Here is a 15766-nt window from a genome sequence, read left to right on the forward strand (position 1 = left end):
TAGGCGAGCGGAGCTGGGTCTGGACGACTCGGCACCTGTCAGCGGACCGGTGACCTGGGCTTTTCGGCGACGCTCGACGGGGCTTGGCGAGCTGGCGCCCCTTTTTGTTTTTTCCTCTTAGGAGATCGCACCTGCTTGCCGCTAGCTACCTCCTGTGGCATGGCAGCAGACGGGTGGCGGCGCGGCAGCGGACCGGCGCGACACACCCTGCACAAGGGACAGAGAGTGCCCTGCGCGTGCGCATGCCCTTTTCGATGCGTGGAGGCATGGACGAAGTAGCGATGCGGATTTGGAGAAGAGCTTCATGAGCGAAGCGATCTCGTACGAGGATGCCTGGGCCCGCATCGACAAGTTCGACCCGCCCGCGATCTTCGATGAATTGCGGAAGGGACGTCCGCTGGCCAGGATGGTCTATCCCGACGGTCACGTCGGCTGGATCGCCACCAGCCACGAGCTGGTACGTCAAGTTCTGGGCGACCCGAGGTTCAGCCACGACATGCAGATCGGACACTGTCCGGTCACGATTGGCGGCAGCCCGATACCGCAGTTCCCGGCTGAGCCGGGCATGTTCATCCATATGGACCCGCCGGATCAGGCCCGTTACCGCAGGCTTCTGACCAAGGAATTCACCGTGCGTGGCGTCAGCCAGCTCGCCCCGGCCGTGGAAGCGGTGGCGGCCGAGCAGATCGCCGAGATGCGTGCCCAGGGCAACACCGCCGACTTCCTGGAGACGTTCGCCCAGCCGCTGATCCTGAAGGTGCTCGCCCCGCTGATAGGCCTCGACTACAGCCAGCGGGACCGCTTCGCCGAAGCGCCAGCCGTGACGCACGACCCGTCCATCGACCTGCAGACCCTGATGGACACAATGCAGCCCGTGGTCGAGTTCGTTCACGAGACCCTCGCCCGCAAGAAGTCCACACCTGGGGATGACATCATCAGCCGCCTCATCAAGACTGGCGAGCTGTCCGACGAGGAGCTCGCCAACTTCACCCTCCTGCTGCTCTTCGCGGGTTACGAGACCACCGAAGGCGCACTCGCCACAGGCACTTTTGCGCTTCTGCACCACACGGAGCAACTGGCCGCCCTGCGTGGCGACCTGACGAAGATCGATGATGCGGTGGAGGAGATACTCCGCTACGTCACCGTCAACCAGTACATGATCTTCCGCACCGCCCTGGAGGACGTAGAACTGGGCGGCGAGTCCGTCAGGAAAGGGGAGACGGTCACCGTCTCTCTGCCGGCGGCCAACCGTGACCCCGCCAAGTTCGACTGCCCCGCCCAGCTCGACCTGGACCCGTCGTCCGCAGGTCACCCGTTCGTGAAGATCAATCGGACATGCTCGACCGGCGTCAAACAGAGCCGCACACCTGGGCATCGCACGGTGCCCGGGTTTCGGTCAGCCCCAGTCGGACCCGGTCGTCGATCATGGTTTCGGCAGTCACGAACGAGTGACCTGCGAAGTCCGGGCCTAGACCGCGACACCACAGGGCACGTTGCGTTCGGCTACGGCGTCCACCAATGCATGGGCCAGAACCTGGCCCGCCTTGTGCTGAGGATCGGCCTCCGCTCCCTCCTGGATGCCTTCCCCGACCTCCGGCTGGCCGTGCCGGCCGACGAGATTCCGCTGCGGACCAAGCAAAATGTGTTCTCGGTGAAGAGCCTGCCCGTCTCCTGGCAGCCGCTCTTACCGCATGCCGCCACCGCAACCGGATCGCACCGCTCAGGCTGCTCCAGGCGACCCAACACACGGCAAGCCCGGAAGCCGACCAGCATCCGGTCGAGCTGACTCGCCCTCACACATGTACACGCTCCCGGGCCAGCAGTTGCCCATCGCCGATAGCCGGAAGGAGTTCGAGTCAAGGTGCTTCCTGACCTGATTACCCCACTACCGGTCATCCTGAGGGAGAACGCGGGCCGGTTCCCGGACAAGATCGCTTTCGAGGACGACCGGCACGCGGTCACTTACAGAGAACTCGACGCACGGACGCGGAGACTGGCCGGTCACCTGGTCGGCCTCGGTGTCCGGCGCGGGGACCGGGTGGCTCTGTGTCTCGGCAACTCGGTCGCGATGGTGGAGAGCTACCTTGCCGTGGTACGGGCTGGCGGCATCGGCGTACCGATCAACCCGCAGGCCGCCCCGGCGGAAATAGAATACCTCCTGGCGGACAGCGCAGCGGCCTTCGCTTTCACCGGCACTACACGTGCTGAAACTTTTCTTCAGTCAATTCCCCGTGCGACGCGTGAGGTGTCCGTCGTCGTGGCCGGCGCCCTCGGTGCTGGTGCTCGGCACACCCTGTCCCCGGGCGCCGTAGCCTACGAGGAACTCGCCGCCACCGAGCCCGTCAACGAAGCCCCGGACGACCTCGGCCTTGACGAGGTGGCGTGGATGTTCTACACCTCGGGTACCACCGGCCGCCCCAAGGGCGTCCTCTCCACCCAGCGCAACTGCCTCTACTCCGTTGCCTCCTGCTACATTCCCGTGCCCGGGCTCTCGGAGCATGACCGCGTCCTGTGGCCGCTGCCGCTCTTCCACAGCCTGTCTCACATTGCCTGCGTCCTGTCCGTCACTGTCTCCGGTGCCACCGCCCGGATCATGGACGGCAGTTCGGCCGACGACATCCTGACCGCCCTACGCGAGGACCGCTCCACCTTCCTGGCCGGCGTCCCCACCACCTACCACCACCTGGTCGGCATCGCCCGGCGTACCGGCCTCTCCCTGCCCGACCTGCGGATCGGCCTCGTCGGCGGTGCCGTCACCGGCCCCGGACTGCGCCGTTCCTTCGAGGAGAGCTTCGGCGTCCCCCTCGTAGATGCCTACGGCAGTACCGAGACCTGCGGCGCCATCACCATCAACCCGCCCGACGGGCATGTGGTCGAGGGCTCCTGCGGCCTGCCCGTGCCCGGTGTCGGCGTCCGGATCGTCGACCCCCGTACCGGGCAGGACGTGCCCGCCGGGCAGGAGGGCGAGGTCTGGGTCAGCGGGCCGAACGTCATGGTCGGCTATCACAACAGCCCCGAGGCCACCGCCGAGGCCGTACAGAATGGCTGGTTCCACACGGGCGACCTGGCCCGGCGCGACGAAGCCGGCTACTTCACCATCTGTGGCCGTCTCAAGGATCTCGTCATCCGCGGCGGTGAGAACATCCACCCCGACGAGATCGAAGCCGCCCTGCGCGGGGCCGAGGGCGTGGCCGACGCCGCGGTCGCGGGCATGCCCCACGACACCCTCGGCGAGGTCCCCGTCGCCTGGGTGGTCCCTGGGCCGGACGGCGTCGACCTCGCCCGGCTGCTCGACCACTGCCGCACCCAACTCTCCCAGTACAAGCTCCCCGAGCGCGTATACGAGGCCCGGACCATCCCCCGGACCGCCTCGGGGAAGGTCGTCCGCCGCCTCCTCACCGACCTGCCGGCCCGGCTGCGATACGCCGCCGACGGTCACCACGAGGGACTGATGCTGAGGGACTGGAGCAGAGTGGCAGTCTCCTCCGACGCACCGGAAGATCTGCGTTGGGCAGTGGTGGGCCGGACCGCCGTCGCCGATGGCCTCGTCGCCGCTCTTCAGAAGGCCGGTGTCACCGACGTACGGCAATACGTTGACCTTTCCACGTCACGCACCACCCCTGACGCGGCCGACGTGACGGTCCTCGCAGAGGCGAACGTGGACACGTTGACGCCGACCTGTGCTGGGCAGGGCGAGGAGACCGGATCCCGGCTCGTCGTCCTCACCCGGGCCGCGATGGGAGTCAGCGACCGTGATGGGACGCCTGATTGCGCCGAAGTTGCCGTGTGGGCCGCCGCACGGGCTGTACAAGCCGACGGGGGTGACGGCGCACGGCTGACCATCGTTGACGTCGAAGCCTCTACCCCGGAATCCGAGTACGCTGTCGCGCTGATCGCCGCTGTCTCCTCAGGCCTGCCCCAGCTCGCTGTACGGGATGGGGAACTGCTGCGGCCCAGGCTCGTCCGCCTCCCCGTCGTCGACGGGACGGATCTTGCCGTGCCGGGGTTTGATGGGCCTGTGGTCGTCACCGGTGCCGACACGAAGACTGGTGCGGCTCTCGCCCGCCACCTGGTCACCGCGTACGGAACGCGGCACCTCGTGCTCGTCCAGGCAACCAACACCTACGACGGCTGGAGCCAGGACGAGCCACTGGCGGACGGTGTCGAGATCGTCCGTGTCGTGGCCGACGGCTCGGATTCGCTGGAGCTGTATGAGGCGCTGACCAGGACCGGTCCGGTGACCGCGGTCGTACACACCGCTGATGATCCCGAACTCGCCCAATCGCTGTGTGACTTCACCGTCGACGACGATCTCGCCGCGTTCGTCGTGGTGACCGACGCTGCCGCACTGGTGGGTGCGCAGCCCGACGGCCTTGCCTCGACGGTAATCAGCGCGGCCCTCGCCGAGGCTGTGGTCCGCAACCGCCGACTGCGCGGACTGCCCGGCTCGTTGCTGGCCCTGGGCCGGCCGGACGAGGGTCCCGGCGCCTTCGACGTACTGATCGAGACTGGATCCCCGGCCCTGATGGCGCTTTGGCCGACCACCATCAACCCAGGTGATCGGGTGCGGACGCTCCTCGACACCCTGATCGAACAGGAGCCCCGCACCGCCGCCCGGGCCGACGAGACGGTGACCGCCGCCCTGCGCGCGCGTCTGGCGGTCCTGGACGAGCGGGCCCGGCTCGCCCTGCTCGGCGAGCTGGTCCGTGAGGAGGCGGCCGGCGTCCTCACCCCCAAGAGCACTGAGCCGATACCGCCCGGCCGGGCCTTCCGTGACCTCGGACTCGGCTCTCTGGCCGTCGTCGAGCTGCGCAACCGCCTGACCGAACGGACCGGATTGCGCCTGCCGACCACCGTGACCTTCGACCATCCGACTCCCGAGGCCCTCGCCGCCCACCTGTTGGCCAGGGTCCTGGGTCTGCACGACACGGCCCCGGCCTCGTCGGCCATGCCCGTGGCGGCACCGGCCGGTCCCGGTGAGCCGATCGCGATCGTGGGTATGGCGTGCCGCCTGCCAGGTGGCGTGGCCGGCCCGGAAGACCTCTGGCGGCTGGTCAGCGAGGGCCGGGACGCGGTGTCGGGCTTCCCGGAGGACCGTGGCTGGGAGCTGGAGGGTTTGTTCGACGCGGATCCGGGCAAGGCGGGTACGTCGTATGCCGACCAGGGTGGGTTCCTGCAGGGAGCCGGTCTGTTCGACGCGGGGTTCTTCGGGATCTCGCCGCGTGAGGCGCTGGCGATGGATCCGCAGCAGCGGTTGTTGCTGGAGACCTCGTGGGAGGCGCTGGAGCGGGCCGGTATGGACCCAGGGACGTTGAAGGGCCGGGACGTCGGGGTGTTCTCCGGCCTGATGGGCCAGGGCTACGGGCCGGCGGGTGCGGCTCCGGAGGAGCTCGAAGGCTTCGTCGCCACGGGCACGGCGTCGAGCGTGGCGTCGGGGCGTGTGTCGTACGTGTTCGGGTTCGAGGGGCCGGCGGTGACCGTCGACACGGCTTGCTCCTCGTCGCTTGTCGCGATACACCTGGCCGCTCAGGCGCTGCGGCAGGGCGAGTGCTCGCTGGCGCTGGCGGGCGGCGCGACGGTGATGGCGACGCCGGACACCTTCGTGGAGTTCTCGCGCCAACGCGCGCTGTCCTCGGACGGCCGGTGCAAGTCGTACGCGGACGCCGCGGACGGTACGGGCTGGGCCGAGGGTGCGGGCGTGGTGGTTCTCGAGCGCCTGTCGGATGCACGGCGCAACGGGCACCGGGTGCTGGCGGTGGTCCGTGGCTCGGCGGTCAACCAGGACGGTGCTTCGAACGGTCTGACGGCGCCGAATGGTCTTTCGCAGCAGCGGGTGATCCGTAAGGCGCTTGCCAGCGCGGGTCTGTCGGCGGCTGAGGTGGATGTGGTCGAGGGCCATGGCACGGGTACGGTGCTCGGTGATCCGATCGAGGCGCAGGCGCTGCTGGCGACGTACGGTCAGGACCGGCCTGTCGAACGGCCGTTGTGGCTGGGTTCGTTGAAGTCGAACATCGGTCACACGCAGGCGGCCGCGGGTGTGTCGGGCGTGATCAAGATGGTGCAGGCGCTGCAGCGCGGCGTCATGCCCGCGACCCTGCACGTCGATGCCCCGTCCTCGCAGGTGGACTGGTCGACCGGCGCGGTCCAGCTGCTGACGGAGGCGCGGGAGTGGCCGGCCACGGGCCGGCCGCGCCGGGCGGGCGTCTCTTCCTTCGGTGTCAGTGGGACGAACGCGCACCTGATTCTGGAACAGGCCGTGGCGCCGGAGCCGGCGGTGGTGGTGACCGACGGCATCGCGCCCCTGGTCGTCTCGGCGAAGAGCTCCGATGCGCTGGTGGGCCAGGCGGAGAGGCTCGTCTCCCTTGTGGAGGCGGCCGAGGATGTTGCGTTGCCGCAGCTCGCCGGGGCTCTCGTCGCAGAGCGTGCGGTGTTGTCTGAACGTGCGGTGGTGGTGGCGGGTTCGCGGGAGGAGGCGTTGGCGGGGCTGGGTGCGCTGGCGCGGGGTGAGTCCCGTCCCGGTGTGGTCTCCGGTGGGTCTTCCGGTGCCGCTGCTTTGGGGCGGGCGGTGTTGGTGTTTCCGGGGCAGGGTTCGCAGTGGGTGGGTATGGGTCGTGAGCTCCTGGACTCGTCGCCGGTGTTCGCGGAGCGGATCGGGGAGTGTGCGGCCGCGTTGGAGCGGTGGGTGGACTGGTCGCTCGTAGATGTGTTGCGGGGTGATGTTCCGGCTGAGGTGCTGGAGCGGGTGGATGTGGTGCAGCCGGCGAGTTTCGCGGTGATGGTGGGTCTGGCTGCAGTGTGGGCGTCGGTGGGTGTGGTGCCGGATGCGGTGGTGGGTCACTCGCAGGGTGAGGTCGCTGCGGCGTGTGTGTCGGGTGCGTTGTCGTTGGAGGACGCGGCCCGGATCGTGGCGGTGCGCAGTCAGGTGATCGCCGGGAGCCTCGCGGGGCGCGGTGGTATGGCGTCGGTGGCGCTGTCTGAGGCTGAGGGGGTCGGGCGTCTGGAGCGGTGGGGCGGCCGGGTGGAGGTTGCGGCGGTCAATGGTCCGGCGTCGGTGGTGATCGCCGGTGACGCCGAAGCTCTCGATGAAGCCCTCGATGTTCTTGCGGCGGATGGTGTGCGGGTGCGCCGGGTGGCGGTGGACTACGCCTCCCACACCCGGCACGTCGAAGCGGTCGAGGAGATCCTGGGCGAGGCGTTCGCCGACGTCCGTGCTCAGGCCCCGCTGATTCCTTTCTACTCGACCGTGACGGGTGAGTGGGTGCGGGAGGCGGGTGTCCTGGACGGCGGTTACTGGTACCGGAACCTGCGCGGCCAGGTCCGGTTCGGTCCCGCGGTCGCCGACCTCCTGGCCGGCGGTTACACGGTGTTCGTGGAGTCCAGTGCCCACCCCGTCCTCGTCCAGCCGGTCAACGAGATCGTCGACCAGGCGGACATAGAGGCCGTGGTGACTGGTTCGCTGCGCCGTGACGAGGGCGGTCTGCGCCGGCTGCTGACCTCGATGGCCGAGGTCTTCGTCCACGGCGTCGCGGTCGACTGGACCGGCGTCCTGCCGGCCGGTGCCGCCGGTCACGTCGACCTCCCGACGTACGCCTTCGACCGTCGGCACTACTGGATCCAGGCCGCTCCCGCAGCCGACGTGGCCTCCCTCGGGCAGGCCACTGCCGACCACCCGCTCATCGGCGCGATCGTCGGCCGGCCGGACTCCGGCGGTTTCATGACCACCTCGCGGTGGTCGGTGGCCGCCCACGCCTGGCTCGGCGATCACGCCGTCGGCGATGTCGTCGTCGTGCCGAGCGCGGCGCTGGTCGAGCTGGCCGTCCGGTTCGGCGACGAGGTCGGCAGCCCCGTGGTCGAGGACCTGACCGTGGACCGGCCCGTCGTGCTGCCGCTGCGGGGCGGCAGGGCCGTACAGATGACCGTCGGGGAGGCCGACGAGCATGGGCGGCGGCCGGTCGAGGTGTACTCCCGCCCGGACGACGCCGGCCTGGACGCGGTGTGGACCCGCCATGCGCACGGCACGCTGGTGCCCGGCCCGGTGACACCCGCCGCTTCCGGCGGCGTGCGGCCTGCCGACGGTTCCGCGACGGAGGTCGCCCTCGCCGAGGCGATCGGCGACGCCGACCGCTACGGCCTGCACCCGGCGCTACTCGACGCGGCGGTCCGGACGACCGTCCCCGAGGGCATGATCGTGACCCGGTGGAGCGGGGTGACCTTGTCGGCATCCGGCGCCGCCGCGGTCCAGGTGCGCTCGGCCCGTACGACCGCTGGGCGGACCCGCCTCGAACTGACCGACGCCACCTGGGCGCCGGTGTTGACCGCCGACGCCGTAGTCGCCGAGCCGTTCTCGCCTGTGCAGGCGGGGATCGAGGGCGCAGCTGCCCATGACGCCCTGTTCCGGGTCGACTGGACCGAACTGCCCCTGCCCGCAGGTGAGATGACCGAGAAAGCCGGAACCACGGCGACCGTCGTCGACGCCGAGGACGTCGCTGCCCTCGCGGCGGACGGGGCAGCTGTACCGGACCTCCTGCTGTACGAGGCCGGGCGCTCGTCCGCCGACCCGCGTGAGGCCGTCGCCACCGTGTTGACCGTTCTCCAGGCGTGGTTGGCGGAGCCGGCCCTGGCGCTCACCCGCCTCGTCGTGACGGTTCCGGGCGATGCCGAGGACGATCTCGCCGTGGCCGCCGTGTCGGGCCTGCTGCGTTCGGCGCAGTCGGAGCACCCGGACCGCATCGTCCTTGTCGACCGCGACGACGCCGAAGACCGTGACGGTGCGTCGACCTCGGAGTACCTGGAGGACACGGAGGCCGTGAAGGCCGTAAAGCTCGCGGCGGCCGCCGGTGAGCCCCGGGTTCGTGTGCGCGGTGGCGTGGCCCGTGTTCCTCGGCTGGTGCGCGCCTCGCTCCCCGAGGGACCCCGGCGCGAGCTCGACCCCGACGGCACCGTCCTCGTCACCGGCGGTACCGGGACGCTCGGCGGTCTCGTCGCCCGGCACTTGGCGACCGAACACGGCGTACGGCACCTGCTGCTGGCCAGCCGGAGCGGGCCGGACGCCGAAGGGGCAGCGGCGCTGTTCGAGGAACTGACCGCGCTCGGCGTGACCGTGACCGTCACCACGTGCGACACCGCTGACCGGGACGCTGTCGCGGCGCTCCTCGCCGCCATACCGGACGCACACCCGCTCACCGCCGTCGTCCACACCGCCGGGGTCCTCGACGACGGCGTGGTCACCGCCCTGACCCCGGACCGTGTCGACACCGTCCTGCGGCCGAAACTGGACGCCGCACTGCACCTGCACGAACTGACCCGGGACATCGACCTCGCGGCGTTCGTCCTCTTCTCCTCCGCCGCCGGCGTCCTCGGCAACCCCGGCCAGGCCAACTACGCCGCCGCCAACGCCACCCTGGACGCGCTCGCCCTGCACCGCCGCCGGTCCGGTCTGCCCGGTGTCTCCCTGGCCTGGGGCTACTGGAGCGACGCCAGCGGCATGACCCGGCATCTCGGTGCCGCGGACCTGCACCGCACCCGGCGTCTCGGCATGACCGGACTCTCCGCCACCGAGGGCATGGCGCTCCTCGACACGGCCCTGTGGTGGGGCGACGAGACCCCCGCCGTCCTCGTGGCCGCCCGGTTCGACCTGCCCGCCCTGCGGGCGTCCGCCCGCGCCGGAACTCCCGTAGTACCCCTGCTGCGCGGCCTCGCACCCGCCCCGCGGCCGACGGCCGGGGCCGCCCAGGCGGCAGGCACCGGCTCCCTTCGGCAGCGGCTCGACCGGCTGGACACACGGGAGCGCACCGAGGCACTGGTGGACCTGGTCCGCCGGAGCGCCGCCCAGGTCCTCGGCCACTCCGGGCCCGACGCCGTCCGCGTCGACCACGCCTTCAAGGACGCCGGTTTCGACTCACTGACCGCCGTCGAGCTGCGGAACCGGCTCGCGTCCGCGACCGGTCTGCCCCTCTCCTCCACCATCGTCTTCGACTACCCGAAGCCGGTGTTGCTCGCCGGCCATCTGCGCGTACGGCTCTTCGGCGACGACGAACCGACGGGCGACGGGCAGGAGCCGGACGCCGGGGAGCGCGCCACCGGCACCGTCGCCGCCTCCCTTGACGATCCGATCGCCATCGTCGCGATGGCCTGCCGCTTCCCGGGCGGTGTGGAGAGCCCCGAGGACCTGTGGCGACTGGTCGCCGAAGGCGTGGACGTCGTCGGCGAGTTCCCCGACGACCGGGGCTGGGACATCGACCGGCACTACGACGCCGACCCCGACAGCGCCGGCAAGACCTACGTACGGCACGGCGCGTTCCTGGACGACGCGACCGGCTTCGACGCCGCCTTCTTCGGGATCTCCCCGAACGAGGCCCTCGCCATGGACCCGCAGCAGCGACTGCTCCTGGAGACCTCCTGGGAGGCGTTCGAACGCGCCGCGACTGATCCGACCGGGCTCCGCGGTCAGAATGTCGGCGTGTTCGTCGGCGTCAACAGCCACGACTACACCATACGGACGCATCACGCGGCCGGTGTCGAGGGCTTCCGCCTCACCGGCAGCTCCGGCAGCGTCCTCTCCGGCCGGATCGCCTACCAGTTCGGTTTCGAGGGCCCGGCCATCACGGTCGACACGGCCTGCTCGTCCTCGCTCGTCGCCCTGCACCTGGCGGCTCGCGCGCTCCAGCGAGGCGAGTGCTCCATGGCACTCGCCGGCGGTGTGATGGTCATGGGGAACCTGGAGACCTTCGTCGAGTTCTCCCGGCAGCGCGGACTGTCCCAGGATGGCCGCTGCAAGGCCTTCGCCGACGCGGCGGACGGCACCGGCTGGTCGGAGGGCGTCGGCGTGCTCCTCGTCGAGCGGCTGTCCGATGCACGCCGCCGGGGCCACCAGGTCCTCGCGGTGGTCAACGGCAGCGCGGTCAACCAGGACGGCGCGTCGAACGGTCTGACGGCGCCGAACGGGCTTTCGCAGCAGCGGGTGATCCGCAGGGCGCTCGCCGACGCCGGTCTGTCGACGGCTGATGTGGACGTGGTCGAGGGGCATGGCACGGGTACGGTGCTTGGTGATCCGATCGAGGTGCAGGCCCTGCTCGCGACGTACGGGCAGGACCGGCCCGCCGACCGCCCGCTGTGGCTCGGCTCGGTCAAGTCCAACATCGGTCACACGCAGGCCGCGGCAGGCGTGGCGGGCGTCATCAAGATGGTCATGGCGATGCGGCACGGCGTCCTACCCCGCACGCTGCACGTGGACCGGCCCTCGACCCATGTGGACTGGTCCGCGGGTGCGGTGGAACTGCTCGCCGAAGCCCGGCAGTGGCCGGAGGGCGGGCACCCGCGGCGCGCCGGTGTCTCGTCCTTCGGCATCGGCGGCACCAACGCGCATGTCGTGATCCAGCAGGCACCGGCGGAGGACACCGCTGCGTCCGAGGGGGCATCGGCGGGAGACCCGGCCCCCGGTGCCGACTCGATGGCTGCCGCGAACCAGGGGGCCGGCATCGACTCGGCAGATGCCTCGGACCAGGCGCCTGCCGTTGAGGCGGCACCCGCCGTGGCCCCCGTACCGTCACTGCCCGCTCTCCTGCCCGTGCCCGTGTCGGCCCGGACGGCGGCGGCTCTGCGGGCCCAGGCCGGTCGCCTCGCCCGCTTCGTCGACGCGCGGCCAGAGCTGTCCCTCACGGACACCGCGCACGCGCTGGCCACCACCCGGGCGCGGCTCGACCACCGTGCGGTCCTGCTGGCCACCGGCCGGGAACAGCTCGCCGACGCGCTGCGCGCGCTCGGGAACGGTACGCCCACCGCCGTCACCGTCACCGGCAGCGTCGTAGAGGGCAAACTGGCCTTCCTCTTCACCGGACAGGGCAGCCAGTGGGCCGGCATGGGCCGCGAACTCGCAGCGCGACACCCGGCCTTCCGCAACGCCTTCACCGCCGCGTGCGACGCCGTCGAACGGCACCTGGATGGTCACCTGGTGCGCCCGCTGCACGAGGTGCTGTTCGCCGAGCCCGGCACGGCCGAGGCCGCACTGCTCGACCGCACCCTGTACACGCAGACCGGTCTCTTCGCCCTGGAGACCGCGCTGTTCCGGCTCTTCGCCTCCTGGGGCGTACGGCCCGACCTAGTCGCCGGACATTCGGTCGGCGAGATCTCAGCCGCTCACGCCGCCGGAGTCCTCGACCTGGCGGAGGCGGGCGAACTGGTCGCCGCCCGCGGCCGGTTGATGCAGGCACTGCCCGAGGGCGGCGCGATGGTCGCCGTACAGGCGGCCGAGGCCGAGGTGACGCCGCTGCTGGCCGGGACCACGGGCGAGATCGCGATCGCCGCGGTCAACGGACCCGACGCCGTCGTGCTCTCCGGTGCCGAGGACACCGTCCTGGCCGTGGCGGCGAGACTGGCCCACCAAGGCAGGAAGACCAAGCGACTGACGGTCAGCCATGCCTTCCACTCGCCGTTGATGGCACCCATGCTCGACGAGTTTCGCGCCGTCGTCGCCCGGCTGCACCCCCGGCCGGCCACCGTCCAGGTCGTCTCCACGCTCACCGGTGCCCCCGCTGAGGACGGCAGCTTCGCCACCCCGGAGTACTGGGTCGACCAGGTGCGCCACGCCGTACGGTTCGCCGACGCGGTCGCCGCGCTGCGCGACCAGGGGGCTGGGACCTTCCTGGAGATCGGCCCCGGCGGCGGCCTGACCGCCCTCGCCCTCGGCACGCTCGGCCCGGACCACGGGGGCTGTGTCGCCACCCTGCGCGAGGACGGCTCCGAGGAGACCGCCGTCCTCACAGCGCTCGCCGAACTGCACGTCCGCGGTACGGACATCGACTGGCCCGCCCTCCTCGGCACTCCGTCCGCCGCGATCGGCACCGACCTGCCCACGTACGCCTTCCAGCACCAGCGGTACTGGGCCGAACCCAAGACCACCGCCATCGACGCCGAGGCGCTCGGCGCCCGCTCCACCGGGCACCCGCTGCTCGGCACGGCCGTCGAGATCCCCGACGACGACCACACCGGCACGGTCGGCGACGGCGGTACCCGCGTGGTGCTCACCGGGCGGCTCGACCGGCGCGCTCTCGGCCGGCTCCTCGACCCCGTCACCGGCACCGTTCCGGCCGCCGTACTCCTCGACCTGCTGGTCCACGCCGGCACCGAGGCGGGCAGCGGCGCCGTCGAACAGATCGTCGTCCACACGCCGCTGACCGTGCCCGAACGCGGCCACCTCCAACTCCGCGTCCACGTCGATGCCCCGGGCCGGGACGGACTGCGCACGGTCGCCGTCCACGGCAGGCAGGCCGGCGACGAGGACGGCACCTGGACGCGCCACGCCCGCGCCCTGCTCCGGCCCGGCCTGCCCAGGCCCTCCTTCGACCTGCGCACCTGGCCGGCCACCGAAGCCGACGCCCTGGCGGACCCCCTCGACCTCCACGGCGTGCGAGGAGTACACGGCGTGACGGAACAGGACGGCCTGCTCTCCGCCGACCTCTCCCTGCCCCCGGAACTCGCCGACGAGGCAGCGCGGTTCACACTGCACCCCGCCCTCCTCGACACCGTCCTTCGCCTCCTGGCCGGCCACACCGGCGAGAGCGGGCGCGACCTCACCACTTGCGCCGACTTGGTCGTGTACGCCGAGGGTGCAACCGCCCTGCGGCTGCGGGCCACGCCCGTCGAGGGCGGACGCCATCTCGTGGAGCTCGCCGACCACACGGGCGAACCAGTCGCAGTGCTCGGACCACTGACCCTGGGCCGCCGCGACAGCGTCACCATCGCCGCCACGGTCACCAACCCCGCTCTACGCAAGGCGCAGACGACGGAGGACGGTCTGCTCGCCCGACGGGTTGTCGGCCGTCCGACCGCCGAGAGCGGATCGCTGGCTCACCGGCTCGCCGCGCTCGGCGCCACCGAACAGCAGTGGGCGCTGCTGGACCTCGTGCAGGAGAGCGCGGCCGTCGTTCTCGGCCACACCGGCGCCGAAGCCCTCGACGCGCACCAGGCGTTCAAGGACCTCGGCTTCGACTCTCTCAGCGCCGTCAAACTCCGCAACCGGTTGCACGACTTCACCGGCATGAGCCTCCCCAGCAGTCTTGTCTTCGACTACCCGACCCCGTATGCCCTCGCCGGGTACCTGCGCACCGAACTGCTCGGTGAGGAAGCCGCGACCGCGGCGGCTGGAGTCGTCCAATCCGGCCCCGCCGTGCCCGCGGACCCCGACGAGCCGATCGCCATCATCGCTATGAGCACCCGCCTGCCGGGCGGCGTCAATACCCCCGAGGAACTGTGGCGACTGGTTGTCGAGGAGCGCGACGGGCTCTCCGGCTTCCCGCAGAACCGGAACTGGGACGTCGACAAGCTCTACCACCCCGACCCCACCCACCCTGGCACTACCTACACCCGCGTCGGTGGATTCCTGCACGACGCTGGCCAGTTCGACGCCGGACTCTTCGGTATCTCGCCCCGCGAGGCGCTCGCGATGGATCCGCAGCAGCGGCTGCTCCTGGAGACCTCGTGGGAGGCGCTGGAGCGCGCCGGAATCGACCCGCTCTCCGCCCGGGGCCGTGACATCGGTGTTTTCACCGGCATCGTCTTTCACGATTACGTCACCCGGCTGCGGCAGGTCCCCGAGGACGTCCGGGGCTATGTGATGACCGGCACTTCGCCCAGCGTGGCGTCGGGGCGTGTGTCGTACGTGTTCGGCTTCGAAGGACCGGCGGTGACCATTGACACGGCTTGCTCGTCCTCGCTCGTAGCGATGCACCTGGCGGCGCAGGCGCTACGGCGCGGAGAGTGCTCGCTCGCCCTTGCAGGCGGTGCGACCGTCATGTCCAGTCCGGACGCCTTCGTAGAGTTCGCCGGCCAGCGCGGTCTTTCCGCCGACGGCCGGTGCAAGGCGTACTCCTCGACCGCGGATGGCACGGGTTTTGCCGAGGGCGTCGGCGTGATCGTCCTGGAGCGCCTGTCGGAGGCCCGTCGCAACGGCCACCAGATCCTGGCCGTGCTGCGCGGTAGCGCGGTCAACCAGGATGGCGCCTCGAACGGGCTGACCGCCCCCAGCGGACCATCCCAACAGCGCGTCATCCGACGCGCTCTGTCCGAGGCGGGCCTGTCGACGAAAGACATCGACATCGTCGAGGGCCACGGCACCGGCACCTCCCTGGGCGATCCGATCGAGCTCCAGGCTCTGATCGCCACGTACGGCCAGGACCGGTCGGCGGACCGTCCTCTGTGGCTCGGCTCGCTGAAGTCCAACATCGGCCACACCCAGGCAGCGGCGGGTGTCTCCGGCGTCATCAAAATGGTCGAGGCGCTGCGGCACGGCGTCATGCCGCCGACGCTCCATGTCGCCGAGCCGACACCGCAGGTGGACTGGACGGCCGGCGCGGTCGAGCTGCTCAGGGAGGCGCGGGAATGGCCGGCCACGGGCAGGCCGCGCCGAGCGGGTGTCTCCTCTTTCGGCGTGAGCGGTACGAACGCACACCTGATCCTGGAGCAGGCGCCGGAGGAGGAGCCCGCGGAGGAGCCCGCGGAGCCGGCTGCATCGGCCGACGGCATCGTTCCTCTGGTTGTGTCCGCTGCTTCGGCGGCATCCCTGGCAGGGCAGGGCGCGCGCCTCGCGGCCTTCATCGAGACGTCCGAGACCTCTGAGTCGGCGAAGACCCCGGCACTCGATGCTGTGGCGGCGACGCTGGTGACGCGACGGGCGCTGCTGTCCGAGCGTGCGGTGGTGGTGGCGGGTTCGCGGGAGGAGGCCCTGGCGGGCCTCGGTGCGCTGGCGCGGGGTGAGTCCCACCCCGGTGTT

Annotated in this window: 2 protein-coding genes; both read left to right on the forward strand. The window is 71.0% G+C overall.

Annotation, left to right across the window (positions count from 1 at the left end):
• Positions 1-304 precede the first annotated feature (304 nt).
• On the forward strand, positions 305-1786 hold the full coding sequence (locus M2283_RS51120) for a cytochrome P450 (RefSeq protein WP_280883504.1): 1482 nt from the start codon (positions 305-307) through the stop codon (positions 1784-1786).
• Between the two features lie 75 nt (positions 1787-1861).
• The coding region (locus tag M2283_RS51125; protein WP_280883505.1) for a type I polyketide synthase at positions 1862-15766 on the forward strand (13905 nt) is incomplete at its 3' end.

The organism is Streptomyces pseudovenezuelae (genome assembly GCF_029892565.1).
GTDB lineage: Bacteria > Actinomycetota > Actinomycetes > Streptomycetales > Streptomycetaceae > Streptomyces > Streptomyces pseudovenezuelae_A.

What these genes read in the sequence shown, in the direction of transcription:
- M2283_RS51120 (WP_280883504.1), top strand. Translation starts at nt 305, where the DNA reads ATGAGCGAAGCGATCTCGTACGAGGATGCCTGGGCCCGCATCGACAAG.